The organism is Massilia pseudoviolaceinigra, from assembly GCF_030846505.1.
GTDB classification, from domain to species: domain Bacteria; phylum Pseudomonadota; class Gammaproteobacteria; order Burkholderiales; family Burkholderiaceae_D; genus Telluria_A; species Telluria_A violaceinigra.
Genome location: NZ_JAVCWL010000005.1, coordinates 161311 through 182427, shown reverse-complemented (window position 1 = coordinate 182427; position 21117 = coordinate 161311). Strand labels below are relative to the sequence as shown.

At 65.7% G+C, this 21117-nt stretch carries 18 protein-coding genes; 9 read left to right on the top strand and 9 right to left on the bottom strand.

Going from position 1 to position 21117, the window contains the following annotated elements; translation table 11 throughout:
• Positions 1 to 2: 2 nt before the first annotated feature.
• The 8 genes from RBA40_RS06995 to RBA40_RS06960 form a co-directional block, all read right to left on the bottom strand.
• Positions 3 to 548 (bottom strand): hypothetical protein, encoded by a 546-nt coding sequence (locus tag RBA40_RS06995; protein WP_306647052.1) that lies wholly within the window; start codon positions 546 to 548, stop codon positions 3 to 5.
• Entirely contained in the window at positions 545 to 1894 is a 1350-nt protein-coding gene (locus RBA40_RS06990) for a peptidylprolyl isomerase (RefSeq protein WP_306647050.1), read from the bottom strand. Before RBA40_RS06990 ends, RBA40_RS06995 begins: the two co-directional genes overlap by 4 nt.
• Positions 1891 to 2913 carry a phospholipase C/P1 nuclease family protein gene (locus RBA40_RS06985; protein WP_306647048.1) on the bottom strand — a complete coding sequence of 341 codons (1023 nt, stop codon included), beginning with the start codon at positions 2911 to 2913 and terminating at the stop codon, positions 1891 to 1893. The genes RBA40_RS06990 and RBA40_RS06985 overlap by 4 nt, the downstream gene beginning before the upstream one ends.
• 308 nt (positions 2914 to 3221) lie before the next feature.
• A complete protein-coding gene (locus tag RBA40_RS06980; protein ID WP_306647047.1) occupies positions 3222 to 4256 on the bottom strand; it encodes an Rpn family recombination-promoting nuclease/putative transposase in 1035 nt (344 codons plus the stop codon).
• Complete coding sequence (locus RBA40_RS06975; RefSeq protein ID WP_306647046.1) at positions 4190 to 4564, bottom strand: immunity protein RhsI2 family protein; 375 nt, start codon at positions 4562 to 4564, stop codon at positions 4190 to 4192. The genes RBA40_RS06980 and RBA40_RS06975 overlap by 67 nt, the downstream gene beginning before the upstream one ends.
• Positions 4561 to 4746, bottom strand: a complete 186-nt coding sequence (locus RBA40_RS06970; protein WP_306647044.1) for a hypothetical protein — start codon at positions 4744 to 4746, stop codon at positions 4561 to 4563. Before RBA40_RS06970 ends, RBA40_RS06975 begins: the two co-directional genes overlap by 4 nt.
• Positions 4747 to 4875: 129 nt before the next feature.
• Positions 4876 to 5187 carry a hypothetical protein gene (locus RBA40_RS06965; protein WP_306647042.1) on the bottom strand — a complete coding sequence of 104 codons (312 nt, stop codon included), beginning with the start codon at positions 5185 to 5187 and terminating at the stop codon, positions 4876 to 4878.
• Positions 5188 to 5229: 42 nt separating this feature from the next.
• Positions 5230 to 9834 carry a DUF6861 domain-containing protein gene (locus tag RBA40_RS06960; RefSeq protein ID WP_306647040.1) on the bottom strand — a complete coding sequence of 1535 codons (4605 nt, stop codon included), beginning with the start codon at positions 9832 to 9834 and terminating at the stop codon, positions 5230 to 5232.
• 250 nt (positions 9835 to 10084) lie between these two features.
• Here RBA40_RS06960 and tssI point away from each other — a divergent pair, with 250 nt between their 5' ends.
• The 9 genes from tssI to RBA40_RS06915 all read left to right on the top strand — a co-directional run bounded on the left by tssI (position 10085) and on the right by RBA40_RS06915 (position 20565).
• The gene (tssI, locus tag RBA40_RS06955; protein WP_306647038.1) at positions 10085 to 12550 is read left to right on the top strand and encodes a type VI secretion system tip protein TssI/VgrG; all 2466 of its coding nucleotides are present in this window, start codon (positions 10085 to 10087) and stop codon (positions 12548 to 12550) included.
• Positions 12551 to 12556: 6 nt separating this feature from the next.
• Positions 12557 to 13483 (top strand): DcrB-related protein, encoded by a 927-nt coding sequence (locus RBA40_RS06950; RefSeq protein ID WP_306647036.1) that lies wholly within the window; start codon positions 12557 to 12559, stop codon positions 13481 to 13483.
• A gap of 3 nt (positions 13484 to 13486) precedes the next feature.
• Positions 13487 to 14692: a PAAR domain-containing protein gene (locus RBA40_RS06945; protein WP_306647034.1), complete on the top strand. Its 1206-nt coding sequence runs from the start codon at positions 13487 to 13489 to the stop codon at positions 14690 to 14692.
• A 24-nt stretch (positions 14693 to 14716) separates the two neighbouring features.
• Positions 14717 to 15193, top strand: a complete 477-nt coding sequence (locus RBA40_RS06940; protein ID WP_306647032.1) for an SUKH-3 domain-containing protein — start codon at positions 14717 to 14719, stop codon at positions 15191 to 15193.
• Between the two features lie 309 nt (positions 15194 to 15502).
• Entirely contained in the window at positions 15503 to 17836 is a 2334-nt protein-coding gene (locus RBA40_RS06935; RefSeq protein ID WP_306647030.1) for a TonB-dependent receptor, read from the top strand.
• Between the two features lie 89 nt (positions 17837 to 17925).
• Entirely contained in the window at positions 17926 to 19062 is a 1137-nt protein-coding gene (locus RBA40_RS06930) for an alpha-hydroxy acid oxidase (protein ID WP_306647029.1), read from the top strand.
• On the top strand, positions 19056 to 19739 hold the full coding sequence (locus RBA40_RS06925; protein WP_306647027.1) for a Fe2+-dependent dioxygenase: 684 nt from the start codon (positions 19056 to 19058) through the stop codon (positions 19737 to 19739). The genes RBA40_RS06930 and RBA40_RS06925 overlap by 7 nt, the downstream gene beginning before the upstream one ends.
• 24 nt (positions 19740 to 19763) lie before the next feature.
• On the top strand, positions 19764 to 20036 hold the full coding sequence (locus RBA40_RS06920; RefSeq protein ID WP_099873988.1) for a PepSY domain-containing protein: 273 nt from the start codon (positions 19764 to 19766) through the stop codon (positions 20034 to 20036).
• Positions 20023 to 20565, top strand: coding sequence for a cytochrome b/b6 domain-containing protein (locus RBA40_RS06915; protein ID WP_306647025.1), 543 nt, complete (start codon positions 20023 to 20025; stop codon positions 20563 to 20565). Before RBA40_RS06920 ends, RBA40_RS06915 begins: the two co-directional genes overlap by 14 nt.
• On the opposite strand, the gene RBA40_RS06910 is transcribed toward RBA40_RS06915, so the two are convergent.
• Positions 20562 to 21056, bottom strand: coding sequence for a DinB family protein (locus RBA40_RS06910; protein ID WP_306647024.1), 495 nt, complete (start codon positions 21054 to 21056; stop codon positions 20562 to 20564). The two genes, RBA40_RS06915 and RBA40_RS06910, sit on opposite strands and share 4 nt — an antisense overlap.
• Positions 21057 to 21117: the final 61 nt, after the last annotated feature.

Here is a 21117-nt window from a genome sequence, read left to right as displayed (position 1 = left end):
GCTCAGTTGCGCGGCAGTTGCGCCGGGTTGACGATCTCGTGGCGCAGCTGTTCCAGGCGGCGGATCTTCGCTTCCACCCCGGCGATCTGCGCCGCCGGAAGGCCGGCCGCGCGGGCGCGCTCGACATCGGCCCGCAAGCGCGGCACTTCAAGCTGGGCGGCGTTGGCGAAGGCGGCCATGATGCGCGCATCCTGGCCCGCCTGGTACGCTTGGTACGCCCGCGGATCGGCCAGCTGGGCGGCGGTCGGGCCTGCGCCAGCCGCCGTTGGCGGGGCCAGTGGCGGCGTGCGCGTGTCGCCGTGCCGGCGCGCATCGGCCATGCTTTCCGCTGCGGGCACGGGCGCGGGCACGGGCGCGGCGCGCGCTACCTCGCCGAACCATCCCGCTCCCGCCGCCTGGGCAGCCCGCGCTGCCTGCGGCGGGGCCGCGACGGGCGGTACGCCCGCACGATCGGCCAGCGGCGCGGCCGGCGCCGCGGCGTGCGGGCGCGCCAGCCAGGATGCGCCAGCGGCCACCACCAGCGCGGCGACCAGGGCGCCGGCCTTCATGCCGGCCCCGCTGACGCCGTCCCGGCCGTGATGATGTCGATGCGCGCCTTGCGCAGCAATTGTTCGCGCAGCGCCGCCAGCTGCGCCGCCGCCATCTCGCGCGCCAGTGCCCGGCTGGCCACGTAGCGCACCGATTCGGAACTGGCCTCCTGGTAGCCCAGCACGCGCTGCTCGACGAGCACGATTTCCCATGGCGCCTGTGCATCCGGTGGGGCCGGGGTGCGCACCGGCGCCGAGGCCTTGCCTTCGGCCTGGGCGAATACCAGTTGCGCCAGCCAGCCCGGGCGGCCTTCGTGGCGAACCCAGCCGAGCGCGCCGCCGGCCGCCGCGCTCGGTGCGACCGAATGGCGCCGTGCCAGGGTGGCGAAATCGGCGCCCGCGGCCAGCGCGGCCGACACTGTCCGCGCCGTCGCTTCGTCAGGCAGGCGGATATGGCGCGCCCGCACCCGTTCGATGCGCACGAAGTCCTCGCGGTGGCGCTGGTACCAGTCGCGCACCTGGGCCTGGCTGACCTGGCTGGCAAGCTGGTCGAGCAGGCGGCTGCCGGCATGCTGGTCGTCGCCCATGCCGTGCAGGCGCAGCAGGGCTTGCACATCGCCCTGGTCCGCCAGTACCCGGCGCAGGTCGGCCACGGCGTCGGTGCCGAAACGGCGCCGGCTCCAGTCCAGCACGTACCTCGCCGCCACCTGCACCCTGGCTTGCTGCTGCATGAAGTCACGTTCCCGCGCGAACAGCGCCACCCGGCCCTGCACGTTCTGGCGCCGGTACACGTCGCCCAAGGTGATGCTGCCGTCGCCGCCGTGCGGCAGCGCGAAACGCAGCAGCACCAGCTTGTCGGCCTGCGCCAGTTGCGCGCTATCGAGATTGAGATCGAGCTGCAGCACGCCGGGCTTGCCGAATACGCCATCGAGCGCGGCCTCGCTCACCGCTTGCGGGTGCAGCAGGCTGTCCAGGCCAGCGCCGGGCAGCCGGCGCAGGTCCTGCTCCATCTCCGCGCCGTACTGAGCGCGCAGGGTGCTCACCAGCTGGTCGTCGATACCGACATCGCGCGCGAAGCCGACCCGCTGCCCGGTCGACAGGACCGCCTCGCCGAAGCGTTTGCGCGCCGCGTCGGCCAGCAGGCGGTTGGCGATCAGCGCGTCGAGCGTGGCGCCGCGCCTGGCGGCCGGGTCGGCGGCGCGCGCGATGCGCCAGCTGGTCTCGACGCTGAACGCGAGCAGCGGCGCGCCGTCGATGCGCGCGACGGCCGCGCCCTGGCCACCCAGGCCGTTCGCCGCTGCGGCAGGCCAGCCGCAGGCCAGCCAGACGGCACCGGCCAGCGCGCGCAGGGTGCGTGCCGGGTTCAAATCGCCAGGCGCTCGGCGGCGCGGTTGAGCACGTGCACGACCATCGCGATCGAATGCGGCACCATGGCGCGCGCCACCGCGCGGCGGTCGGCATGGTCGGTCGAGGACAGCACGATGCCGCCGTTGGCATAGGAATAGCTGCCGCCCTGGGTCAGCAGCGCGCGGATATCGGTGGCGCCGGGCGCCAGCGGCGTAAAGCTGGCCAGGGCGCTGCGCACCAGCGCGGCATCGTTCAACTGCTCGCGCTCGTAGTAGTCGCCGACCCACTGTTCCCAGCCCGAATGGCCATTGCCCGAGGTGCCCCAGGTGTGGTGCGGCTGGACCACGTCGGTCGTGTGCAGCACGAAGCCGAGCGACTGCGCGGTCGGACGCGCCAGGAATTGCTGCCACCAGTATTGGCCGAGATTGTCGATCGGCTGGAACGGCATGGTTTCAAAATCGGCGTACTGCTTGCTGGTGGAGGTGCCGCTGAAGCGGTAGTTGGCCTCGGTCACGCCGAAGCTGTTGTACTTGCTGCTGTCGCCGAACCAGCCTTTGAGACCGCCGGCGCCATCGTCGAGATAGTCGCCCACCAGCCAGCCGGCGGCCAGCTTGTCGATATCGCCGCGATTGCTCAGCTTGGCGTAGTTGTAGCCGCCGAAGGCATTGCCGTGCACATCGCGTCCGCCGCTGTGGTTCTGGAAGTGCCAGTACGAAGTGTAGTTGGCCAGCGAGGAGCCCAGGCCCCACACCGGCGCCATCTGGCAGCTGCCGGTGGTGGCGCCGCACAGGTAGGTATCGGCGAAGTCGTCAACGTCGTAGGCGCCCTGGCCCACTGCCTGGGCGAACTGCTCCATCGTGTAGCCGGCCTTGGCGACGCCGGCGGCCAGCTTGGCGTAGTTGGTGGTGGACGGGTTGTTCTTCATGAAGGTGATCGCATCGAGCACGATGCGGCGGTGCGTTTCTTGTTGCCATGCCTTGGCAGGTGCGCTGGCAAACAGGGCCAGCGCGAGGCTGGTGGCGAGCAGTCCGGGTTTCATCGTTACTCCAGGTTGATTCCACGGGTGCGACGACCGCGTGGATGATTCGCGAAGGAAGAAATGTAAAAATGTAACGATGAAATGTGACGATGCCATGACTGTGGCGGGGCAGGCTCATGCGCATTTTTTCAGTTGACAGGCCGGTGAAAGGCAGGTTGTTGGTGAACGGCGGCGTTCAGATGCGCGACAATGGATTGCTCGCGCCTGTACAGCGGTCATGACGACGCCGGACCGAATCCCGCGCCAGAAGGTGGGAGCAAGCGACGCGAAGCCGAATGTCATGCCGGCGGCACTAATGTGCGGTGTGTCTAGTTGGACGCCGCGCCGTCGTCAAACACCGCCTGCAAGCTCCCCGCGTTGAGGCTGCGCTCGAACCACTGTTCAAGCTCAGCCTGGGTTGCCTGGCCGATGCGCTGCGTTGTCGAAGCCGGCAAATCGCCAAACCTGTTGCGTAACAGGCTGTCCAGCACCGCGCGCAGTGCGATGACTTGCCCTTCCGCCTTACCTTCCACCTTACCTTCCACCTTACCTTCCGCCTTACCTTTCGCCATGCCTTCGGCGCTACCCTTTTGAAAGCCGAGTTCCTCGAACTCCCGGGCCCAGGTTGCAAGCTTGCCTCCCATGTCAGCACCCTCCTCCACATTCTCAACCATGAACAGTTCCTCTTTGCCGGCTCCGCGTGCCAGCAATGCGTTAATCCACACCTGTACCGAGCGCCGCAGGCTGGCCTGGGGGGCTCCGTTAAACCATGTCGTCAGCGCAGAAAAGACATTTTTTGAGACATCGGGACCGGCTGAAAGTTCAAGCCGAAACAGCAGCGCCAGCAAGCTCGCATTCGCTTCCAGCGCTGCCTTATCGAGGCGCTGCTGGTCGATCAGCACATAGCGCTGCGATGGCTGGAACGCCGCCAGCTCGGCGGGCGCTTGCATGAGGAGCCCGGCCAGCTCCATGCTGGCGCTCCAGCGCGGCAAGCCGTTGTAGAACACCAGCGGCAGCACTGGCGGCAACAGCAAGCCCGGCGACAATTCGTGGCGCTTGACCAGGTCCTGGTACAGCAGGCCGATGTAGGTCTGCATGCGCAGCGCCATCCAGCGGTCCACGCCGGACTGGCATTCGAGCAGGATGTACACGTACAAACACTGCTCGCCGATCCGCACGCGCCAGACGATGTCATCCTGGCGGGCCGACAGGCGTTCGCTCACATACGCCGGATTGACGCGCTCGAAGGCCGACAGCGCGACCTCATCGAGCAACTTGAAGGAAGTAAATTCCGTGATCAGTTCGCGCACCAGTTCCGGGTGGGCGAACAGCGAACGGTATCCGAGATCGTGGTGGGCGGGCATGGCGCATTGTAGCGAGCGCTCCTGAGCTGCCTTTGCGCTGCCTCAGGCGCGCGCGGCGAACGATTTGAACTGCGTCGCATTCTCCGATGTATCAGCGTCAGCCGGATGGAGCGAGATGGCCACGTCCAGCGCCACCCTGAATTGACGCCGCCGTCAGGCGCCGGCTGGTGCTTCAGCTCGTCGAGCGCATACAGGATATCGGCGCGATGGCCGACCTGGAACAGCGAGAGATCGGCGCGCTTATTCACGTGAATCGCCTCGCCCCAGACTACGCCTTCCGGCGTCACCAGGTCGATCGTATTGTTCACCGTTTCATCCTGCCCATGCCGGGCCGGGCCGCGTCGAGCGTCAGCGCCTGGGTCAGCTCGATGCGCTTCGGATCGTGACCGGCCGGCATCGTGATCGCGAAAATGCAATCCGCGAAGCGATGCATCGGGATGGCGCGCGGCAGAAAGTCATTCATGCCACGGTACGCGGCGATCTCAAACAAGCCGCGTTCGTCCGCATAAAAACCTGACGGCGAGCGCGGATGACGCGACTTTCAAACATACTTCCGTTTTCACCTCATTGAACCGGCCTGGATGCGCGATCAGACATCCGCAAGCCAGGCAGCGCCGTTTCATTCGTCGCCGGCATCGCCCTGGGGAAAGGCTTCACTCATTATTTGATCCCGTACATCCTCGCCTTCCTTGCGCCACCAATAAGGCCGGTCTTCCGAAGGCTGCATATGGTCGTACACCCCCACAAGCCCGAGCAGTTCGATGGGATTATCCGCCATGAAGCGAAACCCGTCCTTCTCGGCGATCCACAGCAGATCGGTCGGATAACAACCCTCGTCATCCAACTCGCCTTCCACGTGCATCTTGAAACCGCGATCGCGCAAGATTAACAAACAGGTGTTATATACGTTTGCGTGGCTACCTAAAGACATGACATTCCCGATTTTCAAATTTACGATTCAACAAACCTTAACTCAACATTTGCATTTCACGACAATTTCTCCCGGAACCTGGCCGCGCACCAGCACCTCATTGTTCTTCTTCATTATCTGAACCACATCGTTCGCCTTCGCTTTCAGCTTGGGATCGGCTTTCATGATTTCCTTGGCCTGTTCCGGCGTAATGGTCTGCAGTTTCCCTTCAGCCACCAACTGTGCAATAGCGTCTTTCGACACTTTGACAGGATCGCCAAAAAACGTCGCTCCCCGGGTTCCATTACCATTCTTCAACTGCTCAGAGAAGGATGTCAGGCTTCCATCTCCTTTGCTGGTGACATGTTGCCAAATATCATTTGCGGTCACCCCTCCTTGCATAGGCTGCCCTATCGGCCCACCCGAATACCCATTGTCGCCCCGAAACAGGAATCCCGCCAATCCCAGGGGGTCGACCCATCCGCTCGGGTTTGCTGCGTACTGATACAGGTTGATTCCGCCCATCAGCCCGATAGGATCGCTGGAGATAAACCGCCCCACATCGGCGTCGTAATACCGGAACCGGTTGTAATGCAATCCGGTTTCAGAATCGAAGTACTGCCCCTGAAAACGAATTCTCTGCTCGTGCAACTCATCCTGTTGCACGCCCTGTTGCACGCCCTGTTGCACGCCCTGTTGCACGCCCTGTTGCACGCCCTGTTGCGCGGCGACAGCCTGACCGACAGCCGCCGGCGATTCGATCCTCAGCACATTGCCCCACGCCTTATAGCGCCCCGCCCAGCGTACCCGGCCATCTGCATCGGTCATTTCGCGCGGCGTGCCCAAATGGTCGGTATGCAGATACGACACTTGCGCGCACGGCGCGTTCTGCGCCATCGCGTCCGGCAGCGCGTCGATGTGGGCCAGCGGCACGAACGATGCCGGCTCGTAGAGGTAAGTGCGGCTGTGCATGCCCCGCGTCTCGCACAGCAGGCGGTTACCGTCCCATGCGAAGCGTGTCGTCGCAAACGCATCGCGCTTGACGATCCGGCGTCCGAACGCGTCGTACCCATACTTGACCGTCTGCACGGCCGGCGCCGCGTCGCCGGCGTTGCGCGTGACCACGGCCTTGACCAGCTGATGCGCCGCATTCCATTCGAAGCGCATGCGCGTATGGCGCCCGACCAGCTTCTCGCTCAGATTGCCATGGGCGTCGTAGTCGTAGCGCTTGTCCTCGAACACGCGCACCCGGTTACCCTCGATGCGGCCCACGCCGGCGCTGCGCTCATCGAGCAGATTGTGCGCCGGATCGAACGCAAAGCGCTCATCGGACAGCGGCTGCAGCGCCGACAGAATGCGCCCAAGCACGTCGTAGCTATACGTCGTGCGCCCGTTGCCCCGGTCGTCGATGGCCAGCAGATTGCCGCTCTCGTCATAGTCGTACCTGCGCGCGATGAGCGCACCGGCCCCTTCGCCCGCGCCGATCGGTCCCGCCACCTGCGACAGCATCCGTCCCATCGGATCGTAGCGGAACTGGCTGGTCAGCGCACCCTGGGTGCGGCTGACCGCCCGGTGCAGCTGGTCGCGTTCGATGTCGGTGATCACCTCGCCATCGATATTGATCTGGTGCAGGTGGCCGGAACCATAAAACAGGTTGTTGAGCACGCGTCCGTCCGGCAGCACCGTCTGGATCCGGTTGCCCAGTTCATCGTAGGCGTGCCGCAGGACGGTCGACTCGCCGCCGGCCCGGGTCTGCTCGGCCACCAGCTGGCCCAGGGCGTCGTATTCCAGCGCCACCTCGGCGTCGGCGTTGATGGCGCGAACCATCCTGCCGGCGTCGTCGTAGGCGAAGCGCAAGCGCAATTGCTCGGCCTGCGCCTCGCCGGTGGTGCGCGAGATGATCTGGTCGACCAGCTGGCCGGCGCGATCGCGCAGATAGCTGGTGTCGATGCGCGTGAACTCGGTGCGCGCGCCGCTGCCGTGCTCTTCCTTCGCCACCAGCAGCCCGCTGGCATCGTAGCGATAGCGCGTCAGGCGCGCGTCGAAGCCGGTCTCCTCCAATAATCGGTCGAGCGCGTCGTAGACGAAACGGTGCGCATCGCCATTTTCGTTGATCAATTCCGCCATCCGCCGCGCCGCGTCGTAGCGGTACTCCAGCACGCCGCCGCGCGCATCGATGCGCTTGAGCGGCTTGCCGTCGCTGTCGAGCACGTAACTGGTGCGATGCCCGGCGGGATCGATGCGCGCCAGCAAGCGGCCCAGCGCGTCGTATTCGTAGCGCTCGGTGGAACCGTCCGCCTGCACCACCGCCAGCAAGCGTCCCAGCGGGTCGTACGAATACGCCGTCGCATTGCCCTGGGCATCGGTGGAGCGCAACAGCTTGCCATTGCCGTCGTAGCTCAAGCGCGTGGTATTGCCCGAACAATCGGTGTAGGCGGTCAGTTGCGCGGCGCGATTGTAGGCCAGCCGCTTGACCCCGCCGGCCGGGTCGGTCACCCTGACCGGCAAGCCATGCTCGTCGTACTGGTACGACGTGCGCCGGCCGAGGGCATCGGTCACGCTGGCCAGGTTGCCGCGCTCGTCGTAACGCAGGGCCGTGCTTGCACCGAGCGCATCGGTGATCAGGGCCGGCTTGTCGAAGTTTGCATCGTAGACGATGCCGGTTCCCTTGCCGTCGCGTTCCACCCGCACCACGCGCCCGCGCTCGTCGTAGCGCAAGCCGATGGTGCGCCCGCCCGGGTCGGTAATGGCGAGCGGCCGGCCGTTGCCGTCGAGGCGGCGCCCGGTGACGCCGCCGGCCGCGTCGACATGGCCGATGAACTCGCCCTCCGCGTCGAAACGGTAGCGCTGCTCGCGCCCGAGGTGATCGGTCACGAGCGTTTCGCGCGCCAGGTAGCGGAAGTCCCACGACAGGCCGTTATTGGTCCAGTTGCGCACCACCCTGGCTCCCGCCGTGGCGTGCGGGCCGTCGTGGTCGTATTCATAGCGCGACACCAGACCACCCGGCTGGGCGTGCTCGATCATCAGGCCATTGCGGTAGGTGAAGCGGCGCGTCACCTGGTCCAGGCGATTGCGCACCTCGGCCAGGTTGCCGTCGGCATCGTAGGCGTAGCTGGCCAGCACATCGACCCGCTCGCCGGCCTCGGGAAGCAGGCTGATGGCGCTCAGGCGCGGCGTACCGCGATGCTCGCCGAACTCCAGCAAAAAGACCCGGCCGGCGCTGTCTTCGATGCGCTCCGGCAGGTGCTGCTGGTTGTAAGCGATGCCGAGCTTGTTGCCGTTGGCGTCGACCAGCCCGGCCAGCCGCGCGATACCGCTTGCCGTTGCCGCAATCAGGAACTGGCGGCGCAGCCCATCCTCGTCGATCAGTTCAAAGCTGCTTTCGCCGGGGCGGGACAAGGTGATTTTTTCGGACGGCGAGTAGATCGATTCGCCCACCTGCGGCAGCGAAAACGTGACCTCGCGCTGCCATGCGTCAAGCACAACGACTTGCCCGCCGCCGACTTTCAAGGCGTCGGAAACCGGGGTGCTCCACCCCGGGCCCAGCCATCCGGCCCGGGTCTGAGTCTGACCTTGCGCCGAATCGTAGCTGCGCTGCCAGACCAGCCCCAGCGCTGCGGGCAACGCGAAGTCCAGATCGGGCTCGCCGGCCAGGATCTTGCTGCCGGAAAGCGGATTGACGGGGTTGGCCACCAGCAGGCAGGCCGGGCAAGGCCGGCGCGCCTTGCCTTCATTCTTGGGCGTTTGGCTGGTCGCCGGCTTGACCGGCTCGGCGGGTTTCACGGGCTCGGCCGCCGGCCTGGCCTTGCCCGCTCCCGCCTTGGCCGCCGACGCCGCTTCGCCCTCCGCCGCGGCAATGCGCGGCTGCAAGGCCGGGTGGCGCATCAGTTTGGCCTGGTTGGCCGCCACCCAGTCGGCGAATGCCGGACCGAGCTTGCTGCCGCCCAGTTCCTTCATCAGCAGCGACTTGCTGGCCTGCCCGCGCGACAGGTACAGCACGATCGCGGCCAGGATCGCCTTAACCAGCAGCAACTTGCCCTGCGCGAACGATTCGCTGGCCTGATGCAGCTGGGCCGCGTACTGGCCCTTGGCGCTGTCCGGCAACTCGCCCGCATGCCAGGCGGTGGCGAAGCCTTCGGCCATCTTGCCGCACATCGTGGGAATGGTTTCGCCGATATACAACACCAGGCTGCCCAGGCCCATCCACACCAGGATTTCGCCGCCGATCTGGGCCCCGAGGGCCGCGCCGCCGATCGCGCCCGGCACCGCGCCGGCGCCGCCCGCGAACGCCCCGGCCACGCCGCCCACGGTGCCGCCCAGGACCGCGCCGCCGCCCACGTACAGCACCACTTCCTTGACCACCGTCCACAGCACGCCCCAGATCTGCGAGAAATCGAGGCCTTCGAGCTGAGTCTTGAGCAACTCGTGGAAGCGGCGCTCGGCGCCGTCAATGGCCAGCCCGACCGCCACCGTGCTGCGTACCGCATCGACCCGCATGGCGGCGCGCCCCAGCGAGTCGACCGATTCGGCCACCCGGTGCGACCAGCGCTGCAGGCGCTGGTCGATGTCGTGGCGGACCTGTTCGCCGGCACTGTCGTAGGCGCGCCCCAGATCCTTGAGGGCGCGCTGGAAGTCAAAAAAGTGGTTGGGGGAATCAGGAGATGACATACGCGGCGAACTTTCTGGCGTCGATGCAACGCGGTAGGTTAGTGCGGGTTCAATAACTCGAAATAGACGAGCCTGCTTATGATAGTATATACACAATCTTTTTGGCATTCATAGTTTCAGACTCCGGCAAGACCAGGGAATGTGCGCCGCATCTCGCGCGCAGCCCTATGAAAACCATTCGTGGCCATACTGCCGTTCGCGGCGGTTCTGGTGCTGTTCAACGTGATTATTTTGTTCGCGCGAGCTCCCGATGACATTCCAACCTGTAGACAAATCCCCCGCCCTTGCCGGTATTGCCGGCGCGAGCTCCTCCGACCTGGCCACCCCGCTGGCCGCCGGCAAGCTGGCCACGAGCGTGGCCGGCATGGCCGGGGCCGATCCCACCGCCCTGGCGGTCGGCAAGACCGCACTCGATACGGTCGCGGCCGTGCAGGCGGGCGGTGGCGTGGAGGCGCTGGCCGGAGGTGGCGTCGCCATCGCTGCCCAGGCCAGTCCGGAGGTAGCCAAGGCGCTGGCCGTGGCCGGCCAGGCGCAAGCGGCGGCCGGACAGGCGAAAGCCCTGGCCGATGTCGCCGGCAGCAAGCTGGCATCGGCGCCGTCGTCATTGACGCAGGCGGTGCCGGCTGCCGTGGCCGCCCCCGCGCAACTGGTCATCGCCGAGCACCCCCTGGCCGGCCAGGCGGTCAACGACTTCGCCACCCCGGAATCGCTGTTCATGCCCGCGCCGATCGACCCCTCGCGCGCGGCGCCGCCCAGCGCCGATCCGGCTGGCGCGGCCAGTGCCGGCGCGGCCGCCGGCGGCGGCGCCGCCAACTTCGTCGACGGCACGCGCCTGCTGCGTTTCTATTCGCCGCTGCAGGGCAGCAAGGCCCTGCTGATCGAATCGATGAGCGGCGTGACCTCGCTGTCGGAACAATACGTGTTCCAGCTCAACCTGCTGTCGAAAAATGCCTCGATCGATCTCAAGGATCTGATGGGCAAGAACGTCAGCGTCGGCGTCCAGCAGGCCGATGGCAGCGAGCATTTCATCAACGGTTACGTCAATTCCTTCGGTTTCACGCACTCGGATGGCGGCTTTGCCTTTTATCACGCCGAAATCGTGCCCTGGTTCACCTACCTGAAGCGGCGCGTGAACTCGCGCATCTTCCAGGACGAAACCGTGCTCGGCGTGCTCGACAAGATTTTCAAGGGCGACTACAGCGGTCTGGCCACCTACGAAGTTCGCACCAGCCAGACCTACAAGCCGGAAAACTACATCGTCCAGTACGATGAGACGGACGAGCATTTCACCAGCCGCCTGATGGAAAAGTACGGCCTGTTCTACTACTTCGAGCACAGCGCGTCCGGCCACATCATGGTCATCAGCGACGACTCGCGCAACAGCAGCTTTTGCCCGCCGCAAAAGAAGCATGCCGAGGTCACCTTCAACGGCGGCAACCGCACCCAGGACAAGGACAGCGTGACGGCGTTCACGGCCGAGCGCATGCTGCAGTCGACCAAGCTGGCCCTGAACACCTTCGACTTCAAGGCGCCCAACAGCATGCAGTACGTGGAGCAGCCGACCGTCTCGGTGCAGGGCGATGTGCCGTCGATGGAAATCTACGACGGTAATCCGGCCTTTTCGTACAAGAACAAGGACGACGGCAAGCGCGAGGCGCGCCAGCGCATGGAAGTGCTGGAATGGCAGGCCAAGATTTTCCACGGCGCCTCGGATTGCCGCGGCCTGATCGCCGGCCACACCCTGAAACTGCTGGAACACCACTGGTTCGACGCGGCCGACGGCACCGACAACGATTTCCTGGTGCTGTCGGTGCAGTACAACGCGCGCAATAACTACTTCCAGCGCGGCATGAGCGACGTTTACCGGAATACCTTCAGCGCGATCCGGCGCAAGATTCCGTACCGGCCGCGCCGCGCGCACCGTCCGCCGCAGATGCCGGGGCCGCAGACGGCCACCGTGGTCGGCCCGAAAGGCACCGAGATCCACACCGACGAATTCGGCCGCATCAAGGTCCAGTTCCACTGGGACCGCTACGGCCGCCGCGACGAGCGCAGCTCGTGCTGGATCCGCGTGTCGCAGCCGTGGGCCGGCCAGGGCTGGGGCACCATTTCGATTCCGCGCATCGGCCAGGAAGTGATCATCGATTACCTCGAAGGCGACCCGGACCGCCCGGTATGTACCGGCCGCCTGTTCAACGCCGACCAGCCGGTGCCGTACGCGCTGCCCGACGCGGCCCACATGATGGGCTTCAAGAGCCGCTCGACCCCGGGCGGCGGCGGCTTTTCGGAAATGGTGATCCACGATTCCAAGGGCAAGGAGCTGATCAATATCCATTCGCAGAAGGATATGGTCACCACGGTCCAGAACAAGCAGGATACGCTGGTCCATGGTCCGTCCCAGACCAATACGGTGAGCACCGGTTTCCACGTCACCACCGTCAAGCAGCATATCGAGACGACCTCGGAAACGGCGCATATCCACCAGACCGCCAACAAGAACATCGAACTGACGGCCGAGACGGAGCACATCAAGCAAACCGCCAAGACCAACATCGAAGGCAAGGCCGAAACCGGGCATATCCACCTGAGCGCCACCACCGACATTACCCTCGAAGTGGGCGCCAGCAAGATCATCATGAAGGCCGATGGCACCATTACCATCCAGGGCGTGCATGTGGACGTGATCGGCAGCAGCCGCATCGATTTGAACAAATAAGCAGACATGGACGACCAAGCAACCCGCCCCTATCACGCCAACGACCTCAGTTTCGACCTGCCCACTGCACTGCGGGACAAGACCATGCACATGTTCACGCTCAGCGACCAGGGCGCGAGCGAGTTCAGCCTGGTGATTTCGCATGCCGATACCCAGCCCGAGGAGGAGCTCGACGACTTCAGCTCGCGCCTGGTCCAGGAAATGGGGCGCGCCCTGCCCAAGTTCCAGCTCAGGCACAGCAAGGAGACGCTGCTCGACGGCGGGCCGGCGATCGACCTGGCCTATAGCTGGCGCAAGGATGGCATCTTCATGCACCAGCGCCAGGTGATCGCCCTGATGCGGGGCACGGCGCCCGGCAGCACCCAGGCCATCATGATCGCCGCCACCTGCCTGGCAAGCTTCGGCGACGACTGGAACGCCACCTTCGACCGCCTGCTGGCGAGCGTGCGCCTGCGCCGCCCCCTGGCGGCCGCCGGCGCGGACAGTGCCGCCAATGTGCCGGATGCGGCCGCCGGACCGACCGCACCCTTCATCTTCGCGCTGTCCGAACGGCGCCGCATGCTCAATGTCTTCGCCGACCGCGACGAAGCTTGCCGCAAGACCGACGCGCGCGAAGTCGAACAGGAAGCCTGGACTTTCTTCGATGCCGATGGCGAAGCCCTGCAAGCCCAGTTCGTGGTACCCAATTCCGGCACCCTGTGGCGCAAGGCCGGCAGCTATCTGCTGGCCTCGCCCGAAACCGCCGGCGCCACGCCGCTGACGGCCTGCCTGCCGCAGGGCGTGGTGCTGCAGGCGCTCGCCCCGGCCCTGCCGTTCGCCAGCATCGAGGAGGTGCGCGCCTACTTGCTGGCGCGCGCCGGCGAAGGCGCGGCGCTGTCCGGCGCGGCGCTATCCGGCGCGGCGCTGCCCGGCCCACTGAACAGGCACGGTTGAGCGATGCCGCAAGCAGCACGGATCACCGACCCGATCGGGCATAGCCCCACCATGAGCTGGCTGCTCGCAGGCTTGCTTGCGGGCGCCGCCATCGCGATCGCCGCGGTGGCCATTGTCGGCACCGGCGGCCTGGCCGCGGTCGCCATCGTCGTCGGCGCCGCCGCCATGGGCGCCGGCCTGGGCGAAGCGATGAGCACCATGAGCTGGGCGCCCAAGGAAGTGTGCGGCTTCATCGCCGGCGTCGGCTCCCTCAATGTCTTTACCAACAAGCGGCCCGCCGCCCGCGCCCACGTCGACATGACGACCTGCTTCAAGCATGCGCCGCCGGCGCCGCTGCCGATCGCCACCGGCAGCGGCAACGTGTACATCAACGGCCAGCCGGCGGCCCGGGTCGACGATACGATCCTTTGCAGCGCGGTGATCACGTCCGGCTCGAACAATGTGTACATCGGCGGCGGCACCCAGAAAACCGACGACATCTTCCCCGAAAACCTGGTGCCGGGCGTGGTCCACGGCGCCTTGCTGGTGGTCGGGCTGGGCAGCGCCATCGTGCTGGCCGGTCCGTTCATCGCCGTGGCCGGCCTGGCCGGCGGCATCGTGGGCGGCATCGGCGGCGACTGGCTGGGCGGCGAGATCTTCGGCGAAGGCTCGGACGGCCAGAAGTGGTCGGCGCTGGGCGGCAGCGTCATCGGCGGCCTGCTGGGCGCCAAGGGCGGCTCCGCCCTCGCCAACAAGGTCATTCCCAAGCCGCTGTCGGATACCCAGGGCTTCCTCAAGGGCGGGCTGGGCGGCATGAAGGAAGCGGCCCAGAACCGCGCGGCCCTGGCCAAGGAACTGTCCGAAGCCCGTGTCGATGCGATTAACAATGCGCCGAAAACCGATTTCGAGAACGGGCGCAAGCCGGTCAAGGCGTCCACCGTGGTCGACAAGCGCACCGGCAAGGTGTACCAGGAGGATTCCGGCTATCCCCTGCCAAAAACCGAGGATATCCACCCGACCCTGCGCGACCGCATGCCCAAACCAAGCCTGGAAGAGGCCCACGTGCCGGAAAACTGCGCCGAATTCAAGGCCGCCAACAAGGCCCTGAAAGATGGCGCCAGGATGGAAGACCTGGAAATGTATACTATCAACCGGCAAAAGGGCGGCGCCCCCCGTTGTGCCAACTGCATGGTCACGACCAAGGGCGCGCATGCCATCACCGATCACTGACGCTTATTGCCACCTTCGATTCCCATGACTTATTCCGACCAAACCCTGGCCATCCTCCATGACGCCGGCTGGACCGAGGAGCGCCGCGTGCCGGCCGATGCCCTGCGCGAGCGGCTGGCCGCGGCCGGCTTTGTTCCCCATCCCGCCGCCCTGGCCTTCCTGACCCGCTTCGAGGGCCTCGGCTTCACCCATCCCTCCAGCAAATACGAGGATGGCAAGAACACCTGTCATTTCGACCTGGACCGCGTCATCGGCCAGGTCGACGTGGACGATATCGACGATTTCAGCGCCAGCGTCGGCACCCGCCTGTGCCCGGTCGGCGAGATCAACCGCGGCAATTCGATTGTCGCCATCGGCGAGGATGGGCGGGTGTTTTCCTATTACAGTCCCTTCATCGCGCTGCAGACGCGCACGGTGGACGAGGCGATCGCGCATTTTCTGAGCGAAGGCAAAGCCATCGCCACCCGCGCCTACGACGGCAATCCCCTGTCCTTCGCCTGATCCCCCGGTCGCCGGCCGCGACCGCTGGCGCGACCACACTGCGCAGCCTCCGGCGCATCATCGATGCGCCCTCCCCGCTCCTTCCGTTTGATCCCCTCGGCAATGACAACCGGCGCGCCGGCCAGGTTGCGACCTCATGCATTTCGCATCTATTACTAATAAGCAATGTCAATACCGTGAATGCAAATGAGATTGATTAACGTTTACGCACATGGGAGATTTCGATATAATTTGCCACAATTATTTGAGGAGTTAATCTTGAAGCAACAACAATCGCAACAGCCAAAAAGCCTTCGTAGCAAGAGCGACATGACGTTCAATACGATGAAGAAAACCAGTATTGCCATGGGCATTTCCAGTGCCTTGTTGATGATGCCGTTCGGCGCCAGCGCGCAGACGGCTGCGGCCGCACCAACGGAAAAGGACAGCAAAGTCCTGCCGGACGTGGTCGTCTACGGCAAGTACCTCGACCCGAATCCGAACGCCGAAGTCGGCGCGCCGTACAAGGCGAAAACCTCGGGCGATTCGCGCCACACCCGTCCGCTGGCCGAAACGCCGCAGACCATCTTGGTGATCACCAAGGCCGCGATCGATGATTCCGGCATGACCGAACTGAAACAAATCCTCAGCGCCCAGCCAGGCATCACCCTCGGCACCGGCGAAAACGGCAATGCCTTCGGCGACCGCTACATCATCCGCGGCCAGGAAGCGCGCAGCGACGTGTTCGTCGACGGCTTGCGCGATCCGGGCATGACCACCCGCGAAAGCTTTGCCATTGAGCAGCTGGAAATTTCGAAAGGCCCGAATTCGAGCTTCGCCGGCCGCGGCACCGCCGGCGGCGCGATCAACGCGATCACCAAGCAAGCGACCCTGGACAAGGACTTCCAGCGCGTCACCGTGGGCGTGGGCACCGACAAGCACAAACGTGTCACCGCCGACTTCAACAAAGGCTTCGGCGACAACTTCGCCCTGCGCGCCAACGTGCTGTACGGCGACGAAGACGTGCCTGACCGCGCGCCGTCGAGCCGCACCCGCAAGGGCGTGGCCGTGTCCGGCCTGTGGGAAGTGGACAAGGACCTGTCCGTCACGCTCGACTACTACGGCCTGCGCACCGACGACAAGCTGCCCGACCTGGGCCACTTCCTGGTCGGCGCCGTGCCCAACCGCTTGCCTGCCAAGGACGTGCCGGTGTACGCCCAGTCGAACGACTTCCTCAGCTCGGACGTCGACACCATCACCGCGCGCGTGAACTGGAAGCTGGCGCCCAACCTGACCCTGACCAGCCTGACCCGTTACGGCCAGTCCGGCAATTCCTATGTGACCACCGGCGCCTCGAGCGGCACCCGCTATGTCGGCGCCACCGCCGACACCACCAAGTCGTTTGTCAGCCCCGTCATCGACGGCGGCCACACCGGCTGGCAGGACGTGGACTATTTTGCCCACCAGAGCAATCTGCGCTGGGACAAGCAAATCATGGGCATGAAGCATGAATTCATCTTCGGCGCCGAATACACCGACCATCAAGTCGTGTCGGGCAACTTCACCGTTGCCAACACCGGCGCGTTCAATTGCCGCAGCGCCGTGGCCGTCGGCCCGAACAATGCCCGCTGCTTCAACGACGTCAATGGCGTACCGGTTGCCGACCTGACCAACTTCGCCGGCCGCAGCAGCACCCGCAACAGCTGGAACCAGGATTGGCAAGTCAAGACGTTCTCGCTGACGGCGATGGACACGGTCGACCTGACCGACCGCGTGACCGCGTTTGCCGGCATCCGCGCCGACCGCTTCGACCTGTCGCTGGCACGCCGCACCCCGGCCACCAACCTGATCACGGGCGACTACAGCTACACCGACACCCTGGTCAACGGCCACGCCGGCGTCAGCTTCAAGGTGATGCCGAAACTGATCGTCTACGGCAGCGCGGCCAGCTCGCAGGACATCAACGGCGGCGAAGCCGATTCGGGCACCAACAGCGGCTACGGCGGCGCGGTGCTGTACCAGAACAAGATTGCCGGCGCCAAGCCGGAAACCTCGGTCAACCTGGAAATCGGTACCAAGTGGAACTTGCTCAATGACAAGCTGCTGGCCACCGCCGCCGTGTTCCAGACCAAGAAGAAGGATGTGATGGAAGGTGCGAACTACGACACCGTCGGCACCTTCAATACGGGCAAGAACAAGGTACAAGGCGTGGAATTCGGCCTGACCGGCAACATCACCGAAGATCTGTCGGCCCAGGTCGGCGCTGCCGTCATGAGCTCGAAAGTGACCGGTTCGTCGGTCCCGTCCGGCATCGGCCGCGAACTGGCTAATTTTGCCAAAAAATCGTTCTCGGCCCAGGCCAAGTACCAGCTGACCGATAGCTTCTCGCTCGGCGCCGTGGCCCGCTACGAGAGCAACCGCTGCGGCGGCCAGCCTGACACGGCTGCCCTGTACACCGCCGACAACCAGTGCGCGCAGCCAGTGCCGTCGTTCACCGTGTTCGACGCCTTCGCCGCCTACCGCTTCTCGAAGAAGCTGGACCTGCGCGTGAACGTGCTCAACGTCGGCAACAAGGACTACTTCACGGCCGTGTACCGCTCGGGCGCCTTCCTGTACAAGGGTGATGCGCGCGCGGTCCGCGTGGCGCTGAACTACGAACTGTAAGCGCGGGCCGCGTCTAGTCTCGCGTCTCGTCTCTTAACTAGCGAGCAAGTTCGATACAATGCCGGGTAAGCCCCGGCATTTTTCATTTAATGATGACCACACCTCTCCCTGGCGCCCAGCCGCCTCTTGGCAAGATCCCTGCGGAAATCGCCTGCGCCGCCGACTATGAATTGCTGGCCCAGCGCTTCATGGCGCCGCCCAGCTACGACTACGTGGCCGGCGGCAGTGGGCGCGACCTGACGGTGGCCGCCAACCTGGCCGCGTTCGCGCGCTGGGACATCTATCCGCGCCTGCTGCGCGACGTCAGCGCCGGCCACACCCGCATCAACGTCGCCGGCCAGCAGTTCGCCCATCCGGTGTTCCTGGCGCCGGTCGCGTTCCAGAACCTGGCGCACGCCGCCGGCGAGCTGCAAAGCGCGCGCGCGGCCCATGCGGTCGACAGTTGCCTGGTCAGCAGCACCTTGTCGTCCTGCAGCCTGGAAGACGTGGCGCGCGGCGCCGGTCCGCAGCGCTGGTTCCAGCTGTACTTCCAGCTGCGCCGCGACGACACGCAAGACTTGCTGGCGCGCGCCGTCAAGGCCGGCTACAGCGCCATCGTGGTCACGCTCGACGCCCCGATCCAGGTGCCCAGCAACCGCGCCCTGCGCGCCGGCTTTCGCATGCCGGCCGACTGCGTGGCGGCCAACCTGCGCGGCTACGCGCCGGCCGAAACGCCGCCGCTGGCACCCCAGCACAGCCGCATCTTCCAGGGCATCATGGGCACCGCCCCGACCTGGGACGACCTGCGCTGGCTGATCGGCCAGACCAGCCTGCCGGTGCTGGTCAAGGGCGTGCTGCACCCGGACGACGCCGTGGCCCTGCGCGCCATCGGCGTGGCCGGCGTGGTGGTGTCGAACCACGGCGGGCGCACCCTCGACGGGGCGCCGGCCAGCCTGGACGTGCTGCCGGCCATCCGCGCCGCCACCGGCCCCGGTTTCCCGCTGCTGTTCGACGGCGGCATCCGTTCCGGCACCGATATCTTCAAGGCGCTGGCACTGGGCGCCGACGCCGTGCTGATCGGGCGCCTGCAGATGTACGCGCTCAGCGTGGCCGGCGCGCTCGGCGTGGCGCACATGGTCAAGCTGCTGCGCGAGGAACTCGAAGTGTGCATGGCGCTGGCCGGCTGCGCCACCGTGGGCGAAATCGGCAGCGGTGCCGTGCTGCGGCGCCAGGACGCGCCATGTTGACCATCCTCGAGGCTGTATTGAGCCAGGACGAGGTGCGGCAATTTCGCGCCTACCTCGACCAGGCCGAATGGCAGGATGGCGCGGCCACGGCCGGCACCCTGGCGCGCTCGGCCAAGAACAATGCCCAGATCGACGACCGCGCCGAAGTGGCCATCAGCCTGGGCAACCACATCTTGCGCACGCTCGACAACACGCCGCTGTTCATCGCCGCCGCCCTGCCGCGCAAGATCTATCCGCCCAAATTTAATCGCTACGCTGTCGGCGAAACCTATGGCACGCACGTTGATAGCGCAGTGATGCAGATTCCGAACACGCACCTGAGCCTGCGCAGCGACCTGGCGGCCACCCTGTTCCTGTCCGAGCCGGACGAGTACGACGGCGGCGAACTGGAAATCGACACCGAATTCGGCGTACAGACCGTCAAGCTGGGCGCGGGCGACATGGTGCTGTACCCTGCCTCGAGCCTGCACCGCGTCACGCCGGTCACGCGCGGGGCGCGGGTCGCCTCGTTTTTTTGGATAGAAAGCCTGGTGGGCGACGATGCCGAGCGTACCTTGCTGTTCGACCTGGACCAGACGATCCAGAACCTGACGCCCGGCCTGGCGGCGGACGACCGTAATCTGCTCAAGCTGACCGGGATTTACCATAATCTGCTGCGCCGTTGGGCAGCGACCTGATTTTCAAATAGATAAGGAAACATCATGACCTCGACTTTCGCCAAACTGGCCCCGCTCGCCCTCGTCTTCGCCGTCAACGGCGCCTGGGCCCACGGTGACGTGAAGTGCACCACGCGCCCGAAATCGGAATGGAAGCCGCACACCGAACTGCATGAAAAACTGACCAAGGAAGGCTGGGTGGTGCGCCGCATGGAAGCGACCCCGAGCTGCTACGAAGTGTATGCCAAGGACCCGCAGGGCAAGCGCATCGAAGCCTTCTTCGACCCGGTGACGTTCGCGCGCGTTGAAGAAAAATAAGCTGACAGTCTGGGATGCGCCGGTGCGCCTGCTGCACTGGTCGCTCGTGGCGGCCATGGCGGCGGCGTGGGTGACCAGCGACCAGGCCGGGGTGGCGCACGAATACATCGGTTATGGCGCGGCGGCGATCGTCCTGGCGCGCCTGGCCTGGGGCTTTGCCGGCAACCGCTATGCGCGCTTTGCGCAGTTCGTGCGCGCGCCGGGGCCCACCGTGCAGTACCTGCGCGCGGTGGCCAGGGGCCGCGCCGCGCGCCATATCGGCCACAATCCGCTGGGCGGCTGGATGGTCGTGGCCCTGCTGGCCTGCGTCGCCCTGCTGGCCGTGAGCGGGTGGGCGCTGGGCACTGACTTGCTGTGGGGCTATGCCTGGCCGGTGCGGGTGCACGCGGCGCTCGCCTGGCTGCTGGTCGCGCTGGTGATCCTGCACGTGGGCGGGGTGCTGCTGACCAGCTGGCAGCACCGCGAAAACCTGGTCGGCGCGATGATCACGGGGAAAAAGAATCCGCCGGCCGAGGGCGACCTCGATTAAGCAGCCTCCGACGCCATTTTCCCCAGCAGCCAGTGCAGCCCGGCCAGATGCTGTTGATCGTGGCTGCACAGGTAATGCACCAGGCCCGTGACTGTCACCGGGCCGTAACCCTCGAACACACCACGCCGCTGCCACTGGCTCTCGGTCAGCCCGGCGATGGTCTGCGCCGTCCGCTCCCTGGCCTCGCGGAAAGCCTCGAAGATCTGTTTCACCGGTGCGTCGGGGTAGCCGCGCTCGCGCGCCACACGCTCGCTGTCGATCGATACCAGCAGCGGATTGTCTTCCTCGAGCAGGCGCCGCAGGCGCAGCTGATAGCCATCGATTTCGATGTCGCGGACATGGCAGATCTGTTCGATCGCCGTGAACCGCTCGCTCGGTATCCCTTCCCATGACGGTGGCGCCCAGGCGGCATGCGCGCCCGGAATGGTCGCGTACAGCGCGGCCAGCTCGGAGGGAAACCTGCGCAAGGCGGAAACGACGAATTCATGCACGATGGACTCCTTTCAGGTAGGGGCGCCGCGCGCCCGGCCGCAAGCGTTGCGGCCCGGTAAA

Coding starts and splice junctions, on each gene's coding strand:
- RBA40_RS06995 (WP_306647052.1), bottom strand. CDS start 548: ATGAAGGCCGGCGCCCTGGTCGCCGCGCTGGTGGTGGCCGCTGGCGCA.
- RBA40_RS06985 (WP_306647048.1), bottom strand. CDS start 2,913: ATGAAACCCGGACTGCTCGCCACCAGCCTCGCGCTGGCCCTGTTTGCC.
- RBA40_RS06980 (WP_306647047.1), bottom strand. CDS start 4,256: ATGCCCGCCCACCACGATCTCGGATACCGTTCGCTGTTCGCCCACCCG.
- RBA40_RS06965 (WP_306647042.1), bottom strand. CDS start 5,187: ATGTCTTTAGGTAGCCACGCAAACGTATATAACACCTGTTTGTTAATC.
- RBA40_RS06960 (WP_306647040.1), bottom strand. CDS start 9,834: ATGTCATCTCCTGATTCCCCCAACCACTTTTTTGACTTCCAGCGCGCC.
- tssI (WP_306647038.1), top strand. CDS start 10,085: ATGACATTCCAACCTGTAGACAAATCCCCCGCCCTTGCCGGTATTGCC.
- RBA40_RS06950 (WP_306647036.1), top strand. CDS start 12,557: ATGGACGACCAAGCAACCCGCCCCTATCACGCCAACGACCTCAGTTTC.
- RBA40_RS06945 (WP_306647034.1), top strand. CDS start 13,487: ATGCCGCAAGCAGCACGGATCACCGACCCGATCGGGCATAGCCCCACC.
- RBA40_RS06940 (WP_306647032.1), top strand. CDS start 14,717: ATGACTTATTCCGACCAAACCCTGGCCATCCTCCATGACGCCGGCTGG.
- RBA40_RS06935 (WP_306647030.1), top strand. CDS start 15,503: ATGACGTTCAATACGATGAAGAAAACCAGTATTGCCATGGGCATTTCC.
- RBA40_RS06930 (WP_306647029.1), top strand. CDS start 17,926: ATGATGACCACACCTCTCCCTGGCGCCCAGCCGCCTCTTGGCAAGATC.
- RBA40_RS06925 (WP_306647027.1), top strand. CDS start 19,056: ATGTTGACCATCCTCGAGGCTGTATTGAGCCAGGACGAGGTGCGGCAA.
- RBA40_RS06920 (WP_099873988.1), top strand. CDS start 19,764: ATGACCTCGACTTTCGCCAAACTGGCCCCGCTCGCCCTCGTCTTCGCC.